Here is a 24322-nt window from a genome sequence, read left to right as displayed (position 1 = left end):
GATCTACTCATCGGTACGGCGCATGCGACTCGCCGGTAACTTGAGTTCGGAATTCGCCGGATCGCGGCGTACAGTCTGATGTGATCCTGGTCATAGTGACCAGGATCACCTTCACTCGCACCCGCATTCGCACCCGGGTCGGTGGCGCCGTCCCCGGTGTCCACCGACCCTGAGGAGGACACCGTCATGGCCACTATCCGACGCCGCCTGAGCGCGGCCATCGCCCTGGGCGGGGTCGCCGCCCTGGCCCTCACCGCCTGCACCGGGCCAGCCCCGAGCGGCGAAGACAGTGAGGGTGGTTCCGGCGAAGGCGGCGCCAGCAGCGCGCCGATCGTCTACGGCACCACGGACAAGGTCACCAGCATCGACCCGGCCGGCTCCTATGACAACGGCTCATTCATGCTGATGAACCAGGTCTACCCCCTGTTGCTGAACTCCGCCCCGGGCTCCGCCGAGGTCGAACCGGACCTCGCCGAGACCGCCGAGTTCACCTCCCCGAACGAGTACACGGTGACGCTTCCGGAGGGCCTGACCTGGGCGAACGGGAACACCCTGGACTCCGCCGACGTTAAGCACACCTTCGATCGTCAGCTGGAGATCGCCGATCCCAACGGGCCGTCCTCCCTGCTGGGCAACCTGGAGTCCGTCGAGGCCCCGGACACGACCACCGTGGTCTTCACCCTCAAGGAAGGCGACGACCAGACCTTCCCGCAGGTCCTGTCCTCGCCCGTAGGCCCGATCGTGGATGACGAGACCTTCCCCGCGGACGAGTTACTCCCGGACGAGGACATCGTCGCGGCAGAAGCCTTCCACGGGCAGTACTCGATCGATTCCTATGAGAAGAACCAGCTCGTGAACCTGGTGCCGTTCGACGGCTACCAGGGTTTGCTGGGGGCGCCGAAGAACTCGCAGGCCTCCATCAAGTACTACGCCGACTCGAACAACCTGAAGCTGGACATCCAGCAGGGCAACATCGACGTGGCCGCCCGCGCCCTGACGCCGACCGACGTCGAGGACCTGTCCGGGGACGACAACGTGGTGGTGCACGAGGGCCCCGGCGGCGAGCTGCGGTACATGGTCTTCAACTTCAACATCATGCCCTTCGGTGCAGAGACCGACGAGGCGGATGAGGAGAAGTCGTTGGCCGTCCGCCAGGCGATGGCCGATCTGCTGGACCGGGAGGCCCTGTCCGAACAGGTCTACAAGGGCACCTACACCCCGGCCTACGGTTTCATCCCGAAGGAATTCGAGGGCGCCACCGAACCGCTCAAGGAGAAGTACGGAGACGGCGAGGGAGGTCCGGACCAGGACCGCGCCGCCGAGCGGCTGGAGGCGGCCGGCGTCGAGACCCCCGTGGCTCTGAACCTGCAGTACAACCCGGACCACTACGGCCCGTCCTCCGGTGAGGAGTACGCCCTGGTGAAGCAGCACCTCGAGGCCAACGACCTCTTCACGGTGAACCTGCAGTCCACGGAATGGGTGACCTACCAGCAGGACCGCATCGACTCCTACCCCGTGTACCAGCTGGGCTGGTACCCGGACTACTCGGATGCGGACAACTACCTGTCCCCGTTCTTCGCGATCGAGAACTTCCTCTCCAACGGCTACGTCAACGAAGAGGTCGACCAGCTGATCGCCGAGCAGCGGGTCACCCCGGACGAGGCCGAGCGCAGCGAGAAGCTCGGGCAGATCCAGGACATCGTCGGTGAGGAACTGTCCACGCTGCCGCTGCTGCAGGGTGCCCAGGTGGCCGTGTCCAGTCCTGACGTCGCCGGCGTGGAGGACACCCTGGACGCCTCGTTCAAGTTCCGTCTGGGAGCCGTGTCCAAGGAGGGCTAGTCCACCGTGACCGTAACCGCTGACCTGCCGGGGACGCCGGCAGGCGACGAACCGGTGGTGCTGCCAGGAGACGAGGGAACCGCTCCGTCCGCCCCGACCCGGAAGAAGGGTCTGGGCGGGCTGGGCCGCTATATCCTGATCCGGTTCCTGCTCATCATCCCCACCGTGTTCATCCTCGTGACCATGGTGTTCTTCTTGATGCGGGTGACCGGCGACCCGATCACCGCGGCCATGGGTGGGCGCCTGACACCGGCCCAGCTCGCCGAGCGGATCGCCGCCGCCGGCTATGACCGGCCCCTGCCGGTGCAGTACGTCGAGTACCTCGGCCAGTTGCTCACGGGCAATTTCGGGACGACCCTCTCGGACAACCGCCCCGTCACCGAGGTGCTGGCCACTTACGGTGCGGCCACCCTCGAACTCGTGTTCTTCTCCGTGATCGTCGCGCTCGTGGTCGGCATCCCCCTGGGGATGGTGGCCGCCAAGTTCCGCGACCGCTGGCCGGATGCGTTCCTGCGCATCGCGGCGATCCTGTTCTACGCCACCCCGGTGTTCTTCGCCGGCCTGCTGCTCAAGCTCGTCTTCAGCGTGTGGCTGGACTGGCTTCCCACCAACGGGCGGCTGACCATCAGCAACCAGTTGGCCCTGGACGGACTGCAGGCACCCACGGGAATCTACTTCCTGGACGCGCTGCGCTCCGGGAACATGGCCGCCCTCGGTGACGTGCTTGAACACGCTGCCCTGCCGGCCCTGGCCCTGGGGTTGCTGACCGGCGGCGTGTTCCTGCGCCTGGTCCGCACCAACATGATCGGAACCCTCGGACGTGAGTTCGTGGAGGCCGGCCGGTCCCGCGGCGTCAGCGAGTACCGGCTGACCACCCGCCACGCCTTCCGGCCCGCGCTGATCCCCATCATCACCGTGATGGGGATGCAGATCGCCATGATGATGGGCGGGGCCGTACTGACCGAGACCACCTTTGAATGGAAGGGACTGGGATTCCAGTTGGCCGAGTACCTGGCTGCGCGTGACTTCGTAGCCGTGCAGGGGATCGTGGTCATACTGGCCGTGATCGTCGCCGTGACGAATTTCCTCGTGGACATCGTCGCCGCCCTCATCGACCCGAGGGTGAGGTACTGACGTGTCCCTGGCCACCACGGTCCGCAAACTGCCGGTCGTCTCCCACCTGGGCCAGTCGGCCGGACTCCAGCGCGGCATGCTCATCGCCGGGCTCGTCCTGACAGCGATCTTCCTGCTCGCCGCGGCGCTCGCCCCGGTGCTCGCCCCCTACGGCTACGCACAGATGTCCTATCCCGACGGCGGCGGTGCCTTCCCCACCCAGGGCGCCCCCTCGGCGGAGCACCCCTGGGGCACCACGGTCGGCGGCTTCGACGTGCTCTCCCGCACCCTGTGGGGTGCGCAGACCGCCGTGGCCGTGATCGTCGTCGCGGTGGTGATGTCCCTGATCATCGGCGTGCTGTTGGGCCTGCTCTCCGGTTACCTCGGCGGCTGGGTGGACCGCGTGCTCGTGGTCATCGCCGATGCCATCTACGCGTTCCCGTCCCTCCTGCTGGCCATCGTCATGTCGATCGTCATCAGCCAGGGCCAGTCGAGCCTGTGGGGCGGCATCATGGCGGCGGCCCTGTCCATCACCGTGGTGTTCATCCCGCAGTACTTCCGCGTGATCCGCGCCGAGACGATCCGCCTCAAGGCCGAACCCTTCGTGGAATCGGCCCAGGTGGTCGGCACCCCGCCATGGCGCATCATGACCCGGCACATCCTGCGCAACGCCACCCGGTCCCTGCCGCTGATCTTCACCCTGAACGCCTCGGAGGCCATCCTCACCCTCGCCGGGCTGGGCTTCCTGGGCTTCGGCATCCAGCCCACGGCTGCCGCCGAGTGGGGCTATGACCTCAACCGGGCGCTGTCCGACGTCACCAGCGGCATCTGGTGGACCGGCCTGTTTCCGGGCATGGCGATCGTGCTCACGGTCCTCGGGCTGACACTCGTGGGCGAATCGATGAACGACTTGAACGATCCACGCCTGCGCACCCGCTCACGGTCTCGCAGCAGGCGCGCGACCGCTGCATCCGCCACCGTCGCTCCTGCCACCACTACCGCCGCCGCGTTCACCGGCTCCACCCCGACTCGCATCACCCCAGCCGGCACCGCCCGGACCGACCCGGAGGTCTCCCCGTGACCGAACAGATCGACAGCGCACACCGCCCCGGTCCGGCAGCCCCCGTCCTGGAGGTCCGGGACCTCTCGGTGACCTTCGCGACCGACGGCGGTGACGTGCGCGCCGTGCGGACGGCCGACTTCTCCGTCGCGCCGGGGGAGGTGGTCGCCGTCGTGGGCGAGTCCGGTTCCGGCAAGACCGTCACCGCCAAGACGGTGCTGGGGCTTCTCCCCGAGACCGCGCTGGCCACCGGTGCGGTGGTGGTGTCCGGGCAGAACGTCCTCTCGCTCTCCGGCTCCGAGCTGCGCAGGCTGCGCGGCAGCGCTGCGGCGATGATCTTCCAGGAGCCCTCCACCGCCCTGAACCCGGTCTACACGGTGGGCTGGCAGATCATGGAGGGCCTGCGAGCCCATCGTCGGGCGAACACCGCGTCCGGTCAGAAGTCCAACCTCGGCAAGAAGGAGGCCAGGCGCCGCGCCATCGAGGCCCTGCGTGCGGTCGGCATCCCGGATCCCGAGCACCGGGTGGACTACTACCCGCACCAGTTCTCCGGCGGTCAGAAGCAACGCGTGGTCATCGCCGCGGCCCTGGCCCTGGAACCCGGACTCCTCGTGGCCGATGAACCAACCACGGCCCTGGACGTCACCGTCCAGGCCGAGATCCTGGACCTGCTGCGGGAGCTGCGGGATTCCCGGGGCGTGTCCATCATGCTGATCACCCACAACATGGGGGTGGTGGCCGATCTCGCCGACCGCGTGGTGGTGATGTACCGCGGTGAGGTCGTGGAGCAGGCCCCCGTGTCCCAGCTGTTCGCGGAGCCGCGCGAGGACTACACCCGGGCCCTGCTGGACGCCGTGCCACATCTCGGGCGGAACTCCGCCTCCGCCGGGGACACCGAGCGGCGCCACCGTGAGGCCACGCCCGTGGTCACCGCCCGTGGCCTCGAGATCGAGTTCGCGGGGCGGATGGGGCAACAGCCATTCCGTGCCGTCAAGGGGGTGGACTTCGACATCCACGCCGGCGAGGTCTACGGGCTCGTGGGCGAGTCCGGATCCGGCAAGACCACGATCGGCCGCGCCATCGCCGGGCTCACTCCGGCCACGGGCGGCTCACTGACGGTCTTCGGGCACGAGATGGTGGGGTTCAAGGAGAAGTCGTTCAAGCCGCTCCGCCGGGACATCGGGTTCGTGTTCCAGGACCCGGCCGCCTCCTTCAACCCGCACCTGACGATCGGCGAGTGCGTCGCCGAGCCCCTCCTGGTCCACCCCGGGGCCCGCGGCGGTGGCGGCGCCGGAGCAGATACCGACCGCACGGTCGCCGAACTGCTGGACGCGGTCCAACTGCCGTCCGACTATGCCCGGCGCTATCCGCACGAGCTCTCCGGAGGCCAGCGGCAGCGGGCCTCGCTGGCGCGCGCGCTGGCACTGGACCCCACGCTGCTGGTAGCGGACGAGCCGACGTCGGCCCTGGACGTCTCCGTGCAGGCCAAGGTGCTCGACCTGTTCCGCGAGGTCCAGCAGCGCTTCGGCTTCGCGTGCCTGTTCATCAGCCACGACCTGGCCGTGGTGGACCACCTCGCCAGTTGGGTGGGCGTCCTCTACCGGGGGGATCTGGTGGAGGAGGGCATCGGCTCTCAGGTGATGGGCAGCCCGCGGCACGACTACACCCGCCGGTTGGTGGCCTCCCTGCCCGTGCCGGACCCGGAGGAGCAGTCACGTCGCCGGAATGAGCGCCGCACGACCGTAGGCTAGGGGGATGATTGATGACCCGGCCGCCGAGACCGGCCAGAACCCGGCCTCCGGATACGACCCGCACGCCTCATCACTCCAGGGCGAGGCCGATCCGGCGGTGATGGAGGAGCTGTATGCGATCCGCGGCAGCATCGACAACTTCGATGCCACCTTGGTCTACCTGCTGGCTGAACGCTTCAAGTGCACCCAGCGGGTCGGCCGGCTCAAGGCCGAACACTCTTTGCCGCCCTCGGACCCGGGCCGTGAGGCTGCGCAGATCAAGCGCCTGCGCACCCTGGCCGAGGACGCCGAGCTGGACCCCGCGTTCGCCGAGAAGTTCCTGAACTTCATCGTCTCCGAGGTCATCCAGCACCACCGCGCCATCGCCGCCGACCGCGCCTGATGCCTGCCGTTCGCGCCACTCTGCTCGGGGCCTGGCCGGGGATGGACCCGGTGTCCGCGTCCCGTGACCTGCTCAACGCCCTGGGCGCCCCGCACCTGCCGGTGCTGCCCGAGCTGCCCGCCCGGGGTCCCGGATCCGATGCCATCGGCCGGACCGCCGGGCTTCTGGAGGAGCTCGCCGTCGACCTGCAACCCCACGGCTGGAGGCTCGTACCGGAACCCGGGATGGACCACCGCCGGGCGGTTTCGGCCTTGACCACGGATCGCCACGCCTTGACGGACGTCGCAGGGGAGTCCGGTATCGACGTGGAGGACCTGCTCGTCCGGGTCACCGGTCCGATGTCGCTGTCCGCCGAGCTGTGGCTACCCGGAGGCGAACGCTCCCTCTCAGACCATGGGGCTCGCCGGGATGTGGCCCAGTCGTTGGCTGCCGGCCTCGCCGCACACGTCCGGGCGATCCGGTCACAGACGGGTGCCGAACGGTTGACCGTGGTGCTGGATGAGCCCCGCGCCGCCGCCGTCCTCTCCGGTGCGCTGCCCACCGCCAGCGGCTATCGCACCGTCCGCTCCCTTCCCCGCTCCGAGGTCCGGGAGGCCTGGACCCTGCTCGCACAGGCCGTGCTCGACGCCGGCGCCACCGGGATCGTCCTGGCTCCCGGTCGCGCGGGCGCCGGGGAGGAGTGGACCTGGACGGACCTGGCGTTGCTGGCCTCGGAAGCGCTGCCGCATTCCGCGCAGGCGAGCCGTTCCGGGACTGGCCAGGCTGAGGAGCAGAGGACGGTCGCCCTGGCTCTTCCCCTGGTTCCCCTCGAGGGCGCGGGCTCGGACAGTTCGCGCTGGGACATCGTCGCGGGCTGGACCGAGGCAAGCCGGGACATCGTGTTCCGCCTCCCATCCGCGCAGGCGGCACAGGAATCGCCGTTGGCGAAGGCCGTGACGCCCGCCGATCCCGCAGCCGGCAACGGAAACCCGTATCGGGGCATCGGGGTCACGATCGCTCAGACCTGGGAGCGGATCGGACTGGACCCGGAACTACTGGGGCGGCTGGTCCTGGCCGCACCGGATCAGTCCGCTGCCTCCCACCTCAGGGCCAACCAGGCACTGGCCTCCGCCGTGGCCACGGCGGAGGAACTCGACCGGATCCGCCAGGACGGCGGCCTGGGGTAGCTAGCCCACGCCCACGCCCCCCCCCTCACTTTCAGTCGAGTTGGGGTGGGTCGTGGGCCGAATGACCCACCCCAAGTCGACTGAAAACGTCAGTGGCTCAGGGTCAGAGGCGGCCGGCGGCCTTGAGCCGCAGGTAGGTATCCGCCAGGGCCGGCGGCAGCCGGTAGGGTGCCTCGTCGACCACCTCGACGCCGTGCATCTCGAGCTCTCGCGCGGCGGCCCGCCGTTCCAGCCCCGCGCGTTCGGCGGCGGCCGCGCGGAAGGTGGTCTCGGCGTCGTTCCGGGTGCGCGCCATCTCCGCCAGCTGGGGATCGGCCACCGAGGCGACCACCACCTGGTGCCGCGAGGTGAGAGCCGCCAGCACGGGGAGCAACCCCTCCTGCAGGGACGCGGAGTCCAGGTCGGTCAGCAGCACCACGAGGGAACGCTGACGCGAAACCTTGGCGACCTCCACCGGGATGTGGGACCAGTCCGCCGCCAGCAGGGTCGGCTGGACGGGGGCCAGCGCCGTGACCATCCGGTGCAGCAGGTTGCCCTTCTCCGTGGAGGAGACCCGGGACCGGACGCGGCGGTCGAAGGCCAAGAGCTCCACACGGTCGCCGCCGGCGGAGGCCAGGGCGGCCAGCAGCAGGGAGGCCTCGATCCCGGTGTCCAGCTTCGGCTCGTCATCCACCCGGGCCGCGGCCGTGCGGGAGGTGTCCAGCACGATCACCACCCGGCGGTCACGTTCGGGGCGCCAGGTCCGCACCACCACGTCCCGGCGCCGGGCGGTGGCGCGCCAGTCGATGGAGCGGACGTCGTCACCGCGCACATAGTCGCGCAGGGAGTCGAACTCAGTGCCGCCGCCCCGGGTCTGCACGGCGGAACGCCCGTCCATCTCGCGCAGTCGGGCCAAGCGGGAGGGCAGGTGCCGGCGCGAGCGGAACGGCGGCAGGATGCTGATCTGTCCGGGGACCGGATGCGTGACCTGCCGGGCCGCGAGGCCCAACGGCCCCCAGGAGCGCACGGTGACCGAGGCGGTGCGCAGCGTGCCCCGGCGGCGCGGCATCAGGGTGGTGACCGTCCGGCGTCGTTCACCGGCCGGCACGTCCAGCGCCACCGCCGCGTCCGGGCGATCGGAGGGGGACGACTGCCCGGCCGAGGGCTGCCACGCATCCCGGAGCGAGCCACGCAGCCGGCGCCGGCCCCGGTTGGACACCAGCACCGCATTGGCCACCGGCTCATCGAGACGGCTGGAGGCGGGCAACTCGCGCTCGAGCACCAGCGACCGGGGGGAGGCCGCCAGGGCGAGGTCGACGCCGGACACCAGGGCCAGCGCGAGCAGGCACCAGCCGATCGTGTCCAGCCCGGGGCGCAGCACCACAGGTAGCAGGCACACCAGCGCGACCACGAGGAAACGGCCGGAGAAGACCATCAGCGCACCACCCTCAGCCCGCTGCCAGACTCGGCAGCATGTCCAGCCTCGCCAGTTCCACCAGCATCACTGCAGCACCGTTCCGTCACGGGGCTCAGCGCGGAACCGGCACGGTGGCGAGCAGGCCGGAGAGCACCTGATCCGTGCTGACGCCGTCGAGTTCGGCCTCCGGGCGCAGGGACACCCGGTGCCGCAGGCAGGGCAGGGCCATCGCCTGGACGTCGTCCGGGGTGGTGTAGTCCCGGCCGTTGAGCCAGGCCCATGCCTTGGCGGTCTGCAGCAGGGCGGTGGACCCGCGGGGGGAGACGCCCAGCTGGAACGAGGGCGAGACCCGCGTCGCGCGGGCCAGGTCCGTGATGTAGCCGAGCACCTCGGACCCGGACTGAACGTTCCCGACGGCGGCCCGTGCCGCCTGGATCGTGGCGGCATCGGCCACGGCGCTGACCCCGGCGGAGGCCAGGTCCGAGGCGGAGAACCCCTCGGCATGGCGGCGCAGGATCTCCACCTCGTCCGCCCGCTCGGGCAGGTCGAGGGTGACCTTGAGCAGGAAGCGGTCCAGCTGGGCCTCGGGCAGGGGATAGGTGCCCTCGTACTCGACCGGGTTCTGGGTGGCGGCCACCATGAAGGGGTCCGGCAGCGGCCGGGACACCCCGTCCACCGAGACCTGGCCCTCGGCCATGGCCTCGAGCAGGGCGGCCTGCGTCTTGGGCGGCGTCCGGTTGATCTCGTCGGCCAGCATCAGGTTCGTGAACACCGGGCCCTCGCGGAACTCGAACTCCCCGGTCTTGGAGTCGTACACCAGCGAACCGGTGACGTCGCCGGGCATCAGATCGGGGGTGAACTGGACGCGATGGGTGCCGAGGTCCAGGGCGGCGGACAGCGTCCGCACCAGCAGCGTCTTGGCGACGCCGGGCACGCCCTCCAGGAGCACGTGACCCTTGCACAGCAGCCCGATCAGCAGTCCGGTGACCGCTGGCTGTTGCCCGACGACGGCGCGCGCCACCTCCTCGCGGACGCGGCCGAAGGCGTGGCGCAGTTCGTCATCGGTCCGGAGGGCTGGCGCCGGGGTTGCCGGGCTTGCCGGGGTTGCTGAGGCTGCTTGGGCTGCCGGGGCTGCCGGGGCTGCCGCAGGCGCCGGAGAATGCTCGGGGTACGGGGTGGTCATGGTGTCCTTCCGTCGGAGTCTGTTGCCGGCTCTGCTGCGGCGTGGTCGGTGGTGAGGACCGCATGCACGGCGTCCTCGAGGTCCAGGAGTGCCCGCCCGGCCGCGACGAGGCCCCGGGCCGTGGTCACGTGGCTGACGTCGAGGACGGCGGCCACCTGAGGAGCGTTCCGGCCGGTGGTGCGGGCCGCAGCGGTCACCACGGCCTCGACGGAGGCGCCGTGGCCGAGGCGGAGCACCCGGGACAGCCGGACGAGCGTGGCTGAGCGCAGCGCACGCGCGGCGGAACCGTGCTGGCCGGAACGTTCATACAGCCGGGCCCGGCCCACGGCGGTCTCCGAGGCCGGAACGATCACGGGCAGCGGTTCCACGGCCAGGGGCCCGTGCCGGCGCCCGCGCCACAGCATGAGCACCGCGAGGCAGAGGATGAGCCAGATCCCCGCCGGGCGGACCCAGTCAGGCAACAGCTGGTCCATGGTGGGCGGGCCCGGCTCGATCGCCACGTCGGCCAGTCCCGGCAGATACCAGACCACGTCCGAGGACTGGCCCAGGGACCACAGGGCGAGCACGGGATGGCCTTCGATGTCCGCGGACTCATTGGCGAACACGCCGATCTGACCGATCACCACGGTGCCGTCGGCCGTCTCCAGGACTGCGTGGGCCGGGTCGGTGGTGGAACCGGAGTCCGTTCCGGGGATGGGGAAGCAGGCCTGCGCCCCGGCGCTCCGGTAGGCGCGGCCCGACGCCTCGATCGACTGCGCCTCCCGGCCCATCGGCAGACCGCAGCCCTGTCCGGAGGCCAAGGGGTCGCCGTCGGGCACCTGACCCGCCTGTGAGACCGCGGGGGCGAGGGCGCCGAGAGCCTGGAAGCCCGGCTCGACGAGCACCCGCCGCTCCGGGGCGACCTCCTCGGCGAGCCGGTCCAGACCGGTCTCGGGAAGATGGTCGGCGGCGTCGTGGAACAGCACCGAGGCCTGGGGATGCTCGTCCGCCAGAGTCAAGGCCTCCTCGAGGGACTCTGCGGGGTGCACCGTGATGCCCTGGGCCTGAAGAACGCGGACCACCGCCTGGCCGCCGTTCGGCGCGGGAGAGGACGGTGAGAGTTGGCGCGTGTCCGGGTTCTGGCGCAGCATCGAGGGCAGGGCCACGAGCAGCAGCAGCGCGCCCAGGACGAACCAGATCCAGGCCTTCCGCAGCCACCGGGACAGGGCCTGTCCGGTGCCCGGAACGGCGGGACCCGGAGGGGTGGGGGCCAGCGAGGTGGAGACCTGAGAGTGGGAGCCGGTCCGATCGGATCGCTGGGTGGCGGCGGTTGGCCTGGCGCTGGCCGGCGTGGCGCTCGTCGTCATCGTGGAGCCACCATCCTCCCGGCCGTTCCGGCATGATGCAGAGACCCGGGCGGCGTGGTGTCCAGCGGCATAGCGGCCAACCGGGCGTCGAGGTCACGGACGTCCGCGGCCCGGGTGGCCGTCGTCGGGCGATCCCCGTAGACCACGGCATTGAAGGCGTCCGCGGCGGCTTCCAGGGCCGGGCGTTCCGTGGGGAAGGCTGTTCCGAGGCCATGGGCGGCCTCGGTGGCCGTGCGTCCGGGGCGCGGGTCCAGAACGGTGCGTTCCTCGGCGTGCCGCACCAGGGCGCGGAACCAGGCGACGAGCGCCGCCCCGTGGTCGCCGGCCGCGAAGGCCGCCTCGGCCATCCGGCGGTGCTGCTCCGGCGTGACCGTCCGGTCCGAGAGCACGGCGGCGGTGCGCCGGGCCCGGGCGGCGGCGTTGGCGCGGGGGCGCAGCAGCACCAGGACGACGACGGCCACGGCCACCAGGATGAGCGGCAGGACCCAGCCGGGCAGGGAGGGAGCGGCACCACCGAGGGTGCCGAGCCACTCCAGGGCGGCGGAGAGGACCCCGCCCAGCCATTCCAGGAGTGGATTCGGCTCGGCCTGGGCATACTCCGGCCGGGCGAGCTCCTCCTGGACCAGGCGTCGAGCCTCGTCCCGGTCCGGCTCCCAGCCATCGGGGGGCACCGGTGCGGTCATCACCGTCATCTCAGGCCAGCGCAGCGAGGATCAGAGTCCGGACGGGCCGGACGGGCCGGACGGGCCGCGCGGAGCGGACGGACCAGAGGGATGGCGTCCGGGGACCAGCTGGTCGGTTCCAGCAGCGGCCTGGACATCCCGCACAGTGCTGAAGCGCTCATCGTCGCCCGCCCCGGCAGCCTCGGCGGCCGCGGCCAGGTCCAGGTCGAAACTCTCGTGCCGGATCCGGTAGTCGATGTACAGCAGAGCGATCAGGCAGGAGCTGTAGACGAGGGCGAGGGCGTTGACCAGGGATGAGACAGCCACGCTGAGGAGGGTCCACCACCGCGTGGAGTCCATCATCTCCTCCATCGCGGTCGTCGGGTCCAAGGGAGCGAACACGCCACCGATCATGGACAACGGCGTGGTGATGATGGAGGCGATGATGCCGACGATGACGGCTACCAGCAGGATGATGCCCAGGGTCCGCCACCAGTGGCCGCGGGTCAGGGACCAGGACCGGCCCATGGCCTTGAAGGGACCCTTGAGCTCCACGGCGGAGGCCGCAGCGGCGAGCACCAGCTTGATGTAGAGCCATACGGAGACGACGACGGACGCGACGGTCAGGACGAACAGCAGGATCCCCATCAGGGCGGCCATGCCCCCGTCCTCGCTGACCGCAGCGATGACGAGTCCCACGATGACACCGATGAACAGGATGAAGATGATGGCCCCGGCGACCAGGTAGATCAACGCGAGACCCATGAGCGACCAGATCTGACGGCCGGTCAGCTTCCAGGCCTGGCCCAGTGAGGTCTTGAGCCCTGCGGCCGAGCGGAGGACCACCACGGCCAGGACACCGTTGGCGATGATGCCGGCCAGCGCCGCGAGCAGGGCGCCCAGGAAGAGCAGGGCGATCGATCCGAACAACTGGCCGAAGACCGGGTTGGTGAGGGGGTCACCCATGAAGGGGTCCTGGCCCCCCTCTTCCATGAGGATGATGCTGTAGGTGGCGTCGAAGAGCACGTTGGTGGCGAAGACGGACACGACGATCTCGATCAGGGCCACGATCAGCGCCGTGCCCAGGACCGCCGCCGCGTTGCGGCGAATCGCGGCGAAGGAACCGCTGAGCAGGTCACCGAGCGTGAGGGGCGTCAGCGGAATGATGCCCGGCCGCCGTGACGGCGTCCCGTATCCGGGCTGTTGGCCGTAGGGGTTCTGCTGGCTCGCGGGCTGGCCGTAGGCCCCGTAGGGGGACTGGCCGTAGGACGGCTGTCCATAGGGGGACTGGCTGACCGCAGGACCGTAGGGCGACTGTCCCCAGGGCTGGTGCGCCGGCGGGGCCGGCTGCTGAGGCTGCTGGCCCGGCTCCTGAGGCTGCTGGGCTGATTGCTGGTCCGGGCCCTGGCCCGGGACCTCGTTCTCGTTCATTGGAGGGTCCCCCTGATGGTCTTGCGGTCGCGGGCCGTCGGCGGGTGGATCCACCGAAGTCAGTGCGGCGCGCCCACCTGCAGGGCTGACTATATCGGCCGCATCCCTCCTTGTCGGATAAGGTGGAACGGATGGCCGTTCGGTCCGGCCCGCACGGGGCCACCGGGCGGCGGCGTCGGTGGGCGGGACCCATCCGGCGGGAATTTCAGTCAGGGGAGGACGAATCCGGTGAAGGCCAGAATTCTCGTAGTCGATGATGACGAGGCACTGTCGGAGATGATCGGCATCGTGCTGCGCAACGACGGCTTCGAACCCACGTTCTGTGCGGACGGATCCCAGGCCTTGGAGATGTTCCGTTCCACCCGGCCCGACCTGGTGCTTCTGGACCTGATGCTGCCCGGCATGGACGGAATCGAGGTCTGCCAGGTCATCCGGGCCGAGTCGGACACCCCGATCGTGATGCTCACCGCCAAGTCGGACACCTCGGACGTGGTGCGCGGCCTGGAGGCCGGCGCCGATGACTACGTGCCCAAGCCCTTCAAGCCCGCCGAGCTGGTGGCCCGCGTCCGCGCCCGGCTGCGTGAGGGTGAGACCCGTGCCCCGGAGACCCTGAAGATCGCCGACCTCACGATCGACGTGGCCGGGCACCAGGTCACCCGTGGCGACGGCGCCATCCAGCTCACGCCCCTGGAGTTCGATCTCCTCGTGGCCCTGGCCCGCAAGCCGTGGCAGGTCTTCACGCGGGAGATGCTACTCGAGGAGGTCTGGGGCTATCGTCACCAGGCGGACACCCGGCTGGTGAACGTGCACGTCCAGCGCCTGCGCTCCAAGGTCGAGAAGGACCCGGAGAACCCGGAAGTCGTCCTGACCGTCCGTGGCGTCGGCTACAGGGCCGGTCAGAGCTGAGTTGACCACGGGCACCGTCACCGCTCCCGAGCAGGCGGACACCGTCGGCTCAGACTCGAGTGCGGGGACCGGGATCCGTGCAGTGATCGGCCGGTGGCTGAGCGCCCTGCGACGCCGCTGGACCGCGTCGCTGCAGTTGCGCACCGTGGCGATCACCGCCGTGCTGACCCTCGTGGCGGCCGGGGTGCTGGCACTCTTCCTGAGCCAACAAATCACCTCCGGCCTGTTCCAGTCCCGGTTCGACCAGGTCGAGGCCGAATCGAACCGCGGCCTGAACCAGGCCCGGTCCATCTTCGACAACGCCGTCACCAACGACTCCGAGTCGACCGACCTGCTGGTCACCAACACGCTGAACCAGCTGGCCGGGGACACCGGTGCCACGGTGGTGCGGGATATGCTCCTGGTCCCGCTGGAGGAGGCCCAGAACCTCTTCGTGGGACCCAAGTCCAGTTCCGGGCTGTCCACGGAGGTCATCCCTGACGAGCTGTCCCAGGCGGTCCAAGAGGACAACGGCACCTATTGGCAGTCCATCAGCCTTCCGGCCGAGGACGGTGGGACGAGCCCCGGACTGGCCTTCGGCACCCAGGTGACCCTGCCACCGGGCAACATCTACGCGCTCTACATGGTGTACGACCTCACCAGCGTGCAGGACACCCTGGACTACCTCATGCGGGTCCTCGTGGTCGCCGGGGCCATGCTGGTGATGATGAACTCCCTCATCGCCGTCTACGTCACCCGCTCCGTGGTCCGCCCAGTGGGCCAGGCGGCCTCCGCCGCGGAGTCTCTGTCCTCCGGGGACCTGACCGTGCGCATGCCCGTCCACGGCGAGGACGAGATGGCCCGGCTCGGCTCGTCCTTCAACCGGATGGCGGACAACATCCAGGACCAGATCACGCAGTTGGCGGAACTCTCGCAGATGCAGCAGCGGTTCGTCTCGGACGTCTCCCACGAGCTGCGGACGCCCCTGACCACGGTGCGCATGGCGGCGGAGGTGCTCTATGACTCCCGAGAGGAGTTCGACGCCATCAACCGCCGCTCGACCGAGCTGCTCTACCACCAGGTCGAACGCTTCCAAGCCCTGCTCGCCGACTTGCTGGAGATCACCCGTTTCGACGCCGGAGCGGCCACGATGGCCCCGGAGGAGACGGACATTCTGCACGTGGCGACCGACGTCGTCCTCACGGCACAGCCGCTGGCCCACAAGGCCAACACGGCTGTCTTCGTCGTCCCGATGGACATGGAGGTGACGGCTGACGTCGATCCCCGCCGCATCGAGCGCATCATCCGCAACCTCGTCAACAACGCGATCGAGCACGGCGAGGGCCGTCCCGTCGACGTGATCGTCGGGGCCGGGGAGGACACGGTGGCGGTAGTGGTCCGTGATCACGGGATCGGCATGTCCGAGGAACAGGCCTCCCGCGTCTTCGACCGGTTCTGGCGAGCGGATCCCGCACGGGCACGCACCACGGGTGGCTCCGGGCTGGGCCTGTCCATCGCCACGGAGGACACCCGGTTGCACAACGGGCGTCTGGACGCCTGGGGTGCGCCGGGGGACGGTTCGGCCTTCCGCCTGACCATCCCGCGTCGCAGTGGCGGCACGGTCGGAGACGGCGCGCCGCTGGACCTGCCGCCCGTCTACACCGAGTCCCAACGCCGGCTGCCATTGGAGCTGGAGAACCCGGAACCCGCGCAGCTCAATGGCGAGGCGATGCCTGACCGGATCCATGAGCAGTCGTTGTACCAGCCACGCCCGGAGACCACGCAGCGGGAGGACGAATCCTGATGACGGATCCCCAGCACACCGTGGACAGCGGTCGTCCGGCCCGCCACAGAGGCCCGATGGCCGCGCTCTGTGCCGCACTCGTCGCCGGTCTACTCTTGCTGAGCGGCTGTGCCCACCTGCCCCAGAGCGGCCCGGTCGGCACCTCGGACCCCCTGCCGGGCGCTGAGAACCAGGTGAACTACTCCTTCACCCCGGCGGGCCCGGCGGAGGGTGCCAGCCCGGAGGACGTCATCCGCGGCTTCCTGACCGCCGGGACCGGCACCCAGGACGACTACGCCACGGCCCGCGAGTTCCTGACGGAGGAGGCCGCTGAGGCGTGGAATCCCGAGGCCCGGACCCTGGTCTACAACGAGACACCCACCGTGGTCCCGTCGGCCCAGGACAACCAGTATGAGGTCCAGATCGAGGTGGACTCGGTGGTGGATGAGCGCGGCATCATGAACCGGATGCCGGCCAACACCTCCGAGGCAGTGGGCTTTGCCCTGACCCAGGAGGACGGCCAATGGAGGATCGCGGAGGCGCCAGGCGGCACGATGCTGGAGTCCGCCCAGTTCCGTGCCCTCTTCGCCTCACATGAGTTGTACTTCTACGACCAGTCCTATTCCTATGCCGTTCCGGACCTGCGGTGGTTCCTCAACCGGTCGGGTTCGGCTGCGGACATCGTCGGCGCCCTGCTGGACGGGCCCGCTCCGTACCTGGACGGCGCCGTGCGGACGGCCTTCCAGGCCGGTTCGGAGTTGTCGCGTCCCTCCGTTCCGGTCGACGCCGGCTCGGCCAAGGTCGATCTCACGCAGCAGACGGTCGAGAGCGCCGACCCGTTGATGCGGCAGCGGATGCAGCAACAGCTTGAGCTGACACTGGACGGGCTGAACAACGTCTCCAGCGTGGAGATGTCCGTGGATCTGAACCAGCTCGACCTGGGATCGGTGGCGGACAACTTCGAACCAGCCCAGATCAACCCCGGGGTCGGCTCCACCCAGGTCGCCGTCGCCAACGGAGAACTCGTCTATTTCGAGGGTGATGCCACGGTCCCGGTGGGTGGCCTGCAGTTGGATATCGACGGCGGGCCGGTGGATCCGGCCATGAGCCTGGACGGCACCCGTTTCGCGTTCCTGAACGCCGAGGGGACGCAGCTGGTCTCCGCCGGTACGGATGGATCCCAGGCACTCGAGCTGGAGGGAGAGAACCTGACACGGCCGAGCTTCGACTCGTCCGGCTGGACCTGGACCGTGGACCACGCCAACGGCACCCGCATCATGGCCCTGCAGACCTCCGGCCAGGATGAGGCACCCCTGGAGATCAGCGCCGAATGGCTCGGCGACCGCACTGTCCAGGCTCTGCGCATCTCCCGCGATGGCACGCGGGCGGCCATCGTGGCCGGGGAGGGGGAATCGTCCCACCTGTACCTCTCCGGCGTCATCCGCGATTCAGCGGGCGTCCCCCGTGGACTCGGCTCACCGGTCCGGCTGGAGCCCACGGTGCCCGTCAGCGACGTCAACTGGGTCTCCGACCAGAAGCTGCTGGTGGCCGCCACCAGCAGCACGTCCTCGGTGGAGGCGCAGCTCGTCGGACTCGACGGTTCGCTTGACACGCTGCGGCCGCTGTTGGGCATGACCGGTTTCTCCACCGGTCCCGGTGACAATCCGATCTATGCGGAGACGGCCGAAGCGGTGCACACCCTGGCCGGATCCACGTGGCGGTCCCAGGCCGGCGCCGTGGCCCACGACATGGCCTTCCCCGGCTGACTCGGGCCCACCCGGGCGTGTCATCCACAGCGGGCCCCGGCTGATGTCCCCGGCATCGGACGCGAGGAGCAGAGTGGGATCATGAGGCTCCCTTCTGGATGTGCCGTTGGCCTGGACCGGCTGGTCCTCGCCCCGGCGGCGCGTGCACTGGGCCGGTCGGGACGCGAGCTGGCGGGGCTGCTGATGCCCAGCCTCTGCGTCCTCTGCGGACGGCAGGACGGCACGGTGTGTCCGGAGTGCGCCCCGGGACTGGTGGCTGAACTGCTCCACCCCTTCCGGGCGGAACAGGACGCGGCCGCCCTGCCGCTCTACCCCGTGCCCCTGGGCGGGCCGGAACCGTCCCTGCACCCGGTGCCCGTGGTGGCGGCCGCACGCTACGGGGCAGAGGCCTCGCGGGCTCTCCTGGCCTTCAAAGACCACGGCCGGACGGCCGTTGCCGGGTACCTTCGTCCGGCCGTCCACCGGGCATTGGCTGCCGCTCCACGGTTGCTGGAGGCGCAGGGCCCGTTCACCCTGGTGCCGGTCCCGTCCAGCGCAGCCGGATTCCGCGCCCGGGGCTATGACCCGGTGGAGGAACTGCTGACCGGCGCACTGCCACCCGGTTGGCAGGTGGCCCCCGGATGGCTGGCGCACCGGAGGAGGCCCCTCGTGGCCGCCTTCCGTCCCCGCAGCAGTCACGCGGGCACCGGATCGCGGCAGCGGCGCCATCGCGGACGGGACCGGTTCCGGACCAGCCGGCGTTATGCCGCGAATGCCCAACGCGGTCCAGGACGCAACGTGGTGGTGTTCGACGACGTCATGACCACGGGATCCACCCTCGCGGCCACGTGGCATGCCCTCGAGCAGGATGGAGTCCGGCCGGTGGGCGCGGTGGTGGTGGCAGCGGTGACCGCACCGGGAACGGCACCTGACGAAGGTCTTAACTCGGCGTGAAGAAAGTACTAGGGTGATGGCAACGGACCCCACGGGGATCGTCTTCGGCGGCTGGAAGGAGGAGTTCTTCCCGCCGCCGAGGTGCATTAAGGGGCCGGCGCAGGGCCGGCCGCACGGTGCACGCACATGTTCGAATAGCCGTCAGGCTCCTAGGAGGACATCATGACCATGGACGTCAGCTACGTTGCCCGCAACGTCTCCCTTCCGGACCGATTCCGGGACTACGCCCAGGAGAAGTTCAGCAAGATCGAGCAGCTATCCACACGCGCTCAGGGGCTGGAGATCAAGGTCACCAAGCAGACCAACCACCGTCATTCGGATGAGAAGCTCACCGTGGAGTTGACCGTCCACGGCAAAGGCAAGGTCATTCGCGCGGAGGCCCAGGCTGACGACAAGTTCGCCGCCTTCGATCTTGCCTTCGGCAAGCTCCTGGAGCGGTTGCGGCGCCTCCGTGACCGGCAGAAGGACCGTCACCAGAAGCGTGTTTCGGTAGCGGATGCGACGGCGGCGTTGCCCCTGGTCCAACCGGGGCAATCACTGGTCGAGCAGGTCATGGCGGACCAGGCCGCGGAGAACCACACCGCACCGGAGGAGAACGGCGAGGTCCCCGTGCGGATCCGCAAGAAGGTCTTCCCCGCCACGCCCGTCAGTGTTGATGACGCAGTCGATGCCATGGAGCTGGTGGGTCACGATTTCTACCTCTTCATCGACGAGTCCACCGGCCGGCCCTCCGCTGTCTACCGCCGTAAGGGCTGGAGCTACGGCGTCATCACCCTCGATGCCGACCATCCTGAAGCGGAGGTCCAGGAAGAGGACGTTGACTATCGAGCCGCAACCGTCTGAGTCCCTGGCATCACGCCGTGGCCGCCGCCCGCCCGGCCCTTCGGGGCCGGGCGGTCCGGTGCTCGGCTACTCCGAGGCCCGCCGCACAGCGTTGGCCGCCCAGCTGATCCACCAACGACGCCGGCCGGCCCCGCCGGGTGCCCAAAAGATCAGGACGACCCTGGAACGGCTCGGAGTACTCCAGGTGGACTCCGTCAACATCCTGGCGCGGGCCCACTACGTGCCCCTCTTCAGCCGGCTGGGCCCCTACGACCCGGTTCTGCTGGACCGGTTGTTCCATCAGGTGTCCCACCAGAGGCACCCCTCGTGGACCGAGTACTGGGCTCACGAGGCCTCGCTGATCCCGGTCCGGCTGCGGCCGGCGCTCGTGGCAGTCCAACGTCGCACCTGGATGACCGCCACGGACCTGGACGCGCAGATCAGGGATGAGCTGTCGCACCAGATCCTCGCGTTGCTCTCCGCCTCCCGCCCGCTGACGGCGCGGCAGGTCGAGGACCGGCTGGGACACCACGGCGGCCACCAGGGACACTGGGGCTGGAACTGGTCCGTGGTCAAGCGGGTTCTCGAGGACCTCTTCGCGTCCGGGCGGATCGCGAGCGCCGGACGCAATCCCCAATTCGAACGCCGCTTCGTGCCGGCCTCGGCCATCGATCCGGCGGCCGAGGTGCCGGACCGGCAGGCGGCGGCCCTGGAACTGGTCGACACCGCCGCCCGGGCCCTGGGGGTGGCCACCGAGGCCAGCCTCGCCGACTACTACCGGATCACCGTCACTGCCGCCCGCGCCGCAGCGGTGCAACTGCACCACGAGGGCGTCCTGGAGCCCGTCCGGCTGCCGGGTCTCCGCGGGGCAACCGTGGGGGCATGGCGCCATGCCGAGGCGGTGACACCCAGGACCGCAGCGGGCCGGGCCCTGGTCAGCCCCTTCGATCCACTGGTGTTCCACCGGCCTCGGGTCGAGGCACTGTTCGGCGTGCGGTACCGACTGGGGATCTACACCCCCGCTCCGAAACGGACCCGTGGTTACTACTCCCTGTTGTTCCTGCTCGGGGAGCGGCTGGTCGCCCAGGTCGACCTCAAGGCGGACCGTGCCGGCAAGGTGCTGTTGGTGCGCGGTGCCTGGTCCGAGGATCCGGCCGCGGTTCCCGGCGGCCCCGGGAAGGCGAGCGGTGCCGGGGGCCGGGCGGCCGGCGTCGGGCACGTGGTGGTGGAGCTGGCCGCTGAGCTGGGCGCGTTGGCTGGATGGCTGGGTCTGGAGGACGTGGTGGTGGAGGAGAATGCCGATGGGGACCTGCCAGTGGAACTGCGGCGGGCGTGGAGGAAGCTCCCAGAGATTTGACCGTAGACTATGCGGGTATCCCCGTGGCCGCTGGCCGAACCGGGGTACCCGAGCGCAACGCATACCGACGCACCCGGTGCACCGGGGAACAGGGAGTCTAGGCACGTGGCATCATTCATCGAACGAATCCTGAAGACCGGGGACAAGAAGGTCCTCAAGCGCCTGAGGGGATTCGCCGACGCCATCAATGTCCTCGAGGACGAGTTCCGCGAGATGTCCGACGCCGAGCTGCGCGGCGAGACCGACGCGTTCCGTGAGCGGATCGCCGGCGGGGAATCCCTCGATTCACTGCTGCCGGAGGCCTTCGCGGCCGTCCGCGAGGCGGCCGGCCGCACCCTGGGACAGCGCCACTACGACGTCCAGCTGATGGGCGGGGCGGCCCTGCACCTCGGGAACATCGCCGAGATGAAGACCGGTGAGGGCAAGACCCTGGTGGCCACAGCCCCGGCCTACCTCAACGCCCTCTCCGGCCAGGGCGTCCACGTCATCACGGTCAACGACTACCTCGCCAGCTACCAGTCCGAGCTCATGGGCCGCGTCTTCCGGTTCCTCGGCCTGGAGACCGGCGTGATCGTCGCCAACCAGGATCCCGCCACCCGACGTGCCCAGTACGCCGCTGACATCACCTACGGCACGAACAACGAGTTCGGCTTCGACTACCTGCGGGACAACATGGCCTGGTCCAAGGACGAACTCGTCCAGCGCGGCCACCACTTCGCCATCGTCGACGAGGTCGACTCCATCCTCATCGACGAGGCCCGTACTCCGCTGATCATCTCCGGTCCGGCCCAGGGCGACGCGTCCCGCTGGTACACCGAGTTCTCCAAGCTGGTGCGCAAGCTGACCCTGGACGAGGACTACGAGGTCGACGAGAAGAAGAAGACCGTCGGCGTGCTCGAGCCGGGCATCGAGAAGACGGAGGACTGGCTGGGCATCACCAACCTCTACGAGTCCGCCAACACCCCGCTGATCCAGTACCTGAACAACGCCATCAAGGCCAAGGAGCTGTTCAAGAAGGACAAGGACTACGTCGTGCTGGGCGGCGAGGTCAACATCGTGGACGAGCACACCGGCCGTGTCCTGGCGGGCCGCCGCTACAACGAGGGCATGCATCAGGCCATCGAGGCCAAGGAGGGCGTGCAGATCAAGGCGGAGAACCAGACCCTGGCCACCGTCACCCTGCAGAACTACTTCCGCCTCTACGAGAAGCTGTCCGGCATGACCGGTACCGCCGAGACCGAGGCCGGCGAGTTCATGTCCACCTACAAGCTTGGCGTGGTGGTCATCCCCTCCAACAGGTCCATCCAGCGCGCGGACCAGACCGACTTGATCTACAAGAACGAGGTCGCGAAGTTCGACGCCGTGGTCAAGGACATCGCCGAGCGGCACGAGAAGGGCCAGCCCGTGCTGGTGGGCACCACCTCCGTGGAGAAGTCGGAGTACCTCTCCAAGCTGCTGGCCAAGAGCGGTGTGCGGCACGAGGTGCTCAACGCCAAGAATCACGCTCGTGAGGCGTCGATCGTGGCCCAGGCCGGTCGCAAGGGGGCCGTCACCGTGGCCACCAACATGGCCGGCCGCGGCACCGACATCATGTTGGGCGGCAACGCCGAGCACAATGCTGTGGCCGAGATGCAGAAGCGTGGCCTGGACCCGGTGGAGGACGCGGAGAAGTACGAGGAGCTCTGGGACGAGGTCCTGGCTACTGCGCAGGAGGGCGTCAAGAAGGAACACGAGGACGTCCTCGCCCTCGGCGGACTCTACGTGCTCGGCACGGAGCGTCACGAGTCCCGGCGGATCGACAACCAGCTGCGCGGCCGTTCCGGCCGTCAGGGTGATCCGGGCGAATCCCGTTTCTACCTCTCGTTGACCGACGACCTGATGCGCCTGTTCAACCCGGGTGCCGCGTCCCGCATCATGAACTCCGCCTCCGTTCCGGACGACATGGCGCTGGAATCGAAGATGGTGTCCGGGGCCATCCAGAACGCCCAGCAACAAGTCGAATCGCGCAACACCGAGCAGCGTAAGAACGTGCTGAAGTATGACGACGTGATGAACCGCCAACGTGAGGCCATCTACACGGACCGCCGCCACATCCTGGAGGGTGAGGACCTTCGGTCCAAGATCCAGAACTTCCTCGAAGATGCCGTCTCCACCATGGTGGATGAGGCCACGGGTGCCGGGCACGCCGGCGACTGGGACCTGGATCAGCTCTGGACGGACCTGAAGCAGATGTACCCGGTGGGCGTCACCGTGGACGAGGTGGTGGAGGAGTCCGGCGGCCTGACGAAGCTCAAGGCCGAGGACCTGAAGCGCGAGTTGGTCTCCGACGCCCGGCTGGCCTATGAGGACCGCGAGAAGGCGATCGGGCCGGACACGCTGCGCGAACTGGAGCGCCGCGTGGTGCTCTCGGTGATCGGCCGGAAGTGGCAGGAGCACCTCTACGAGATGGACTACCTCAAGGAGGGCATCGGCCTGCGCTCCATGGCCCAGCGTGATCCCCTGGTGGAATACCAGCGCGAGGGTTTCATCCTGTTCGAGGCCATGATGGAGGCCATCCGAGAGGAATCGATTGGCTACCTGTTCAACCTCGAAGTGCAGACCGCTCCGGCCGCGACCTCGTTGCCGGGTGTCCAGGACGCCCGGTCCGCGACGATGACGCCGGTCCTGAACGTCAAGGGCCTTGACGCGCCTCGCCAGCCGTCCACCCTCCGGTTCTCGGCGCCGTCGGACTCCGGTGAGGTCACCACGCAGGTGCGCCGCACCGACGGGGCGACCAACGGTCAGACCTCTGCAGGGGCCGCCGATGAGGCCGGCAGCAACGGGGCCGGCGGGGCGAAGGGCGCTCCGCGCGGTGCCAAGAAGTCCAAGAAGAGCCGCCGCTAGCCGAGTTCCAGCGCCGTGACCTTCCACCCGTTGCGGTGCTTCTCGATGCGCAGGGCCATGGCCCGGGCGCGGTCGGGCAATTGGACCGTGGCGCTGGCCTCGTAGGCCTCGGGGCCCAGGCGGCAAGCTCGGGCCCCGAGAGCCTTAGGCGCCGCGGCGGGGCCATCGGTCCGAGTGGCCCTGATGCGTTGGGCCAGGTCGGCCCGGCGGATCATCTTCTGGTACGTGGCCAGGTCGAGCCACGCGGACAGCTGGCGTGCCGGTCGAAGCCCGAGTTCGGCCTCCACGCAGGCCAAGGCCACGATCCGCGCCAGGGAACGGACATGTCGTTCCTCCTCGCGCCGGCGCTCTGCCTGGGCACGCTCGGTCGTCGTGGTCTCGTCGAGTGGCCGCTGCCGGGGCGCCCACGCCGGGTGCTGCTGACTCCGCGATTCCCGCGAGGCCAGCCCCAGGATGGAGCCGGCCGCGGAATCCAGTGGCGGCAGGGTGGCGGGAACGGCGGTGACGGTCAAGGCCGGAGTCCGCTCCGGGGCCTGCTCTGCTGCCGTGGTCAAGGTCGTCATG

19 protein-coding genes are annotated in these 24322 nt (G+C 69.5%); 13 read left to right on the top strand and 6 right to left on the bottom strand.

Annotated elements, in window-relative coordinates:
- Positions 1-186: 186 nt before the first annotated feature.
- Genes C8E99_RS06440 through C8E99_RS06415 form a run of 6 tightly spaced genes read left to right on the top strand, consistent with a single transcriptional unit; the run spans position 187 to position 7311 of the window.
- A complete protein-coding gene (locus C8E99_RS06440; RefSeq protein ID WP_115931594.1) occupies positions 187-1839 on the top strand; it encodes an ABC transporter substrate-binding protein in 1653 nt (550 codons plus the stop codon).
- Between the two features lie 54 nt (positions 1840-1893).
- Positions 1894-2973: an ABC transporter permease gene (locus C8E99_RS06435; RefSeq protein WP_425452919.1), complete on the top strand. Its 1080-nt coding sequence runs from the start codon at positions 1894-1896 to the stop codon at positions 2971-2973.
- A gap of 1 nt (position 2974) precedes the next feature.
- Positions 2975-4033, top strand: coding sequence for an ABC transporter permease (locus tag C8E99_RS06430; protein WP_245952117.1), 1059 nt, complete (start codon positions 2975-2977; stop codon positions 4031-4033).
- Complete coding sequence (locus C8E99_RS06425) at positions 4030-5763, top strand: dipeptide ABC transporter ATP-binding protein (RefSeq protein ID WP_115931593.1); 1734 nt, start codon at positions 4030-4032, stop codon at positions 5761-5763. The genes C8E99_RS06430 and C8E99_RS06425 overlap by 4 nt, the downstream gene beginning before the upstream one ends.
- Before the next feature lie 4 nt (positions 5764-5767).
- Positions 5768-6145: a chorismate mutase gene (locus C8E99_RS06420; protein WP_115931592.1), complete on the top strand. Its 378-nt coding sequence runs from the start codon at positions 5768-5770 to the stop codon at positions 6143-6145.
- A gap of 50 nt (positions 6146-6195) precedes the next feature.
- A complete protein-coding gene (locus tag C8E99_RS06415; RefSeq protein ID WP_115931591.1) occupies positions 6196-7311 on the top strand; it encodes a uroporphyrinogen decarboxylase/cobalamine-independent methonine synthase family protein in 1116 nt (371 codons plus the stop codon).
- Between the two features lie 103 nt (positions 7312-7414).
- Here the strand turns inward: C8E99_RS06415 and C8E99_RS06410 are convergent, their stop codons facing one another.
- The 5 genes from C8E99_RS06410 to C8E99_RS06385 form a co-directional block, all read right to left on the bottom strand.
- Complete coding sequence (locus tag C8E99_RS06410; protein ID WP_115931590.1) at positions 7415-8725, bottom strand: DUF58 domain-containing protein; 1311 nt, start codon at positions 8723-8725, stop codon at positions 7415-7417.
- Between the two features lie 94 nt (positions 8726-8819).
- Positions 8820-9890 carry an AAA family ATPase gene (locus C8E99_RS06405; protein ID WP_115931589.1) on the bottom strand — a complete coding sequence of 357 codons (1071 nt, stop codon included), beginning with the start codon at positions 9888-9890 and terminating at the stop codon, positions 8820-8822.
- The gene (locus C8E99_RS06400; protein ID WP_170144538.1) at positions 9887-11236 is read right to left on the bottom strand and encodes a DUF4350 domain-containing protein; all 1350 of its coding nucleotides are present in this window, start codon (positions 11234-11236) and stop codon (positions 9887-9889) included. The genes C8E99_RS06405 and C8E99_RS06400 overlap by 4 nt, the downstream gene beginning before the upstream one ends.
- Positions 11233-11919, bottom strand: coding sequence for a DUF4129 domain-containing protein (locus C8E99_RS06390; protein ID WP_170144537.1), 687 nt, complete (start codon positions 11917-11919; stop codon positions 11233-11235). The genes C8E99_RS06400 and C8E99_RS06390 overlap by 4 nt, the downstream gene beginning before the upstream one ends.
- Positions 11920-11949: 30 nt before the next feature.
- The gene (locus C8E99_RS06385) at positions 11950-13329 is read right to left on the bottom strand and encodes a DUF7847 domain-containing protein (RefSeq protein ID WP_115931585.1); all 1380 of its coding nucleotides are present in this window, start codon (positions 13327-13329) and stop codon (positions 11950-11952) included.
- Positions 13330-13557: 228 nt separating this feature from the next.
- On the opposite strand from C8E99_RS06385, the gene mtrA reads away from it, so the two are divergent.
- The 7 genes from mtrA (at position 13558) to secA (ending at position 23758) form a co-directional block, all read left to right on the top strand.
- Positions 13558-14235: an MtrAB system response regulator MtrA gene (gene mtrA, locus C8E99_RS06380; protein ID WP_115931584.1), complete on the top strand. Its 678-nt coding sequence runs from the start codon at positions 13558-13560 to the stop codon at positions 14233-14235.
- Between the two features lies 1 nt (position 14236).
- A complete protein-coding gene (mtrB, locus tag C8E99_RS06375) occupies positions 14237-16018 on the top strand; it encodes an MtrAB system histidine kinase MtrB (RefSeq protein WP_245952116.1) in 1782 nt (593 codons plus the stop codon).
- Positions 16018-17763 (top strand): LpqB family beta-propeller domain-containing protein, encoded by a 1746-nt coding sequence (locus tag C8E99_RS06370; RefSeq protein ID WP_115931583.1) that lies wholly within the window; start codon positions 16018-16020, stop codon positions 17761-17763. The genes mtrB and C8E99_RS06370 overlap by 1 nt, the downstream gene beginning before the upstream one ends.
- 81 nt (positions 17764-17844) lie before the next feature.
- Entirely contained in the window at positions 17845-18696 is an 852-nt protein-coding gene (locus tag C8E99_RS06365) for a ComF family protein (RefSeq protein ID WP_115931582.1), read from the top strand.
- 162 nt (positions 18697-18858) lie between these two features.
- Complete coding sequence (gene hpf / locus C8E99_RS06360) at positions 18859-19539, top strand: ribosome hibernation-promoting factor, HPF/YfiA family (RefSeq protein ID WP_115931581.1); 681 nt, start codon at positions 18859-18861, stop codon at positions 19537-19539.
- Positions 19514-20875 (top strand): winged helix-turn-helix domain-containing protein, encoded by a 1362-nt coding sequence (locus tag C8E99_RS06355; RefSeq protein WP_211308992.1) that lies wholly within the window; start codon positions 19514-19516, stop codon positions 20873-20875. The genes hpf and C8E99_RS06355 overlap by 26 nt, the downstream gene beginning before the upstream one ends.
- A 105-nt stretch (positions 20876-20980) precedes the next feature.
- Positions 20981-23758, top strand: a complete 2778-nt coding sequence (secA, locus tag C8E99_RS06350; protein ID WP_115931579.1) for a preprotein translocase subunit SecA — start codon at positions 20981-20983, stop codon at positions 23756-23758.
- Here the strand turns inward: secA and C8E99_RS06345 are convergent.
- Complete coding sequence (locus tag C8E99_RS06345) at positions 23755-24321, bottom strand: Rv3235 family protein (RefSeq protein ID WP_115931578.1); 567 nt, start codon at positions 24319-24321, stop codon at positions 23755-23757. The two genes, secA and C8E99_RS06345, sit on opposite strands and share 4 nt — an antisense overlap.
- Between the last annotated feature and the right edge of the window lies 1 nt (position 24322).

The sequence above is a fragment of the Citricoccus muralis genome (assembly GCF_003386075.1).
In the GTDB taxonomy this organism is placed as follows: Bacteria; Actinomycetota; Actinomycetes; order Actinomycetales; family Micrococcaceae; genus Citricoccus; species Citricoccus muralis.
This window is presented reverse-complemented; position numbering and strand designations above follow the sequence as displayed.

Coding starts and splice junctions, on each gene's coding strand:
- C8E99_RS06440 (WP_115931594.1), top strand. CDS start 187: ATGGCCACTATCCGACGCCGCCTGAGCGCGGCCATCGCCCTGGGCGGG.
- C8E99_RS06420 (WP_115931592.1), top strand. CDS start 5,768: ATGATTGATGACCCGGCCGCCGAGACCGGCCAGAACCCGGCCTCCGGA.
- C8E99_RS06410 (WP_115931590.1), bottom strand. CDS start 8,725: ATGGTCTTCTCCGGCCGTTTCCTCGTGGTCGCGCTGGTGTGCCTGCTA.
- C8E99_RS06405 (WP_115931589.1), bottom strand. CDS start 9,890: ATGACCACCCCGTACCCCGAGCATTCTCCGGCGCCTGCGGCAGCCCCG.
- C8E99_RS06400 (WP_170144538.1), bottom strand. CDS start 11,236: ATGACGACGAGCGCCACGCCGGCCAGCGCCAGGCCAACCGCCGCCACC.
- C8E99_RS06390 (WP_170144537.1), bottom strand. CDS start 11,919: ATGACCGCACCGGTGCCCCCCGATGGCTGGGAGCCGGACCGGGACGAG.
- C8E99_RS06385 (WP_115931585.1), bottom strand. CDS start 13,329: ATGAACGAGAACGAGGTCCCGGGCCAGGGCCCGGACCAGCAATCAGCC.
- C8E99_RS06370 (WP_115931583.1), top strand. CDS start 16,018: ATGACGGATCCCCAGCACACCGTGGACAGCGGTCGTCCGGCCCGCCAC.
- C8E99_RS06365 (WP_115931582.1), top strand. CDS start 17,845: ATGAGGCTCCCTTCTGGATGTGCCGTTGGCCTGGACCGGCTGGTCCTC.
- hpf (WP_115931581.1), top strand. CDS start 18,859: ATGACCATGGACGTCAGCTACGTTGCCCGCAACGTCTCCCTTCCGGAC.
- C8E99_RS06345 (WP_115931578.1), bottom strand. CDS start 24,321: ATGACGACCTTGACCACGGCAGCAGAGCAGGCCCCGGAGCGGACTCCG.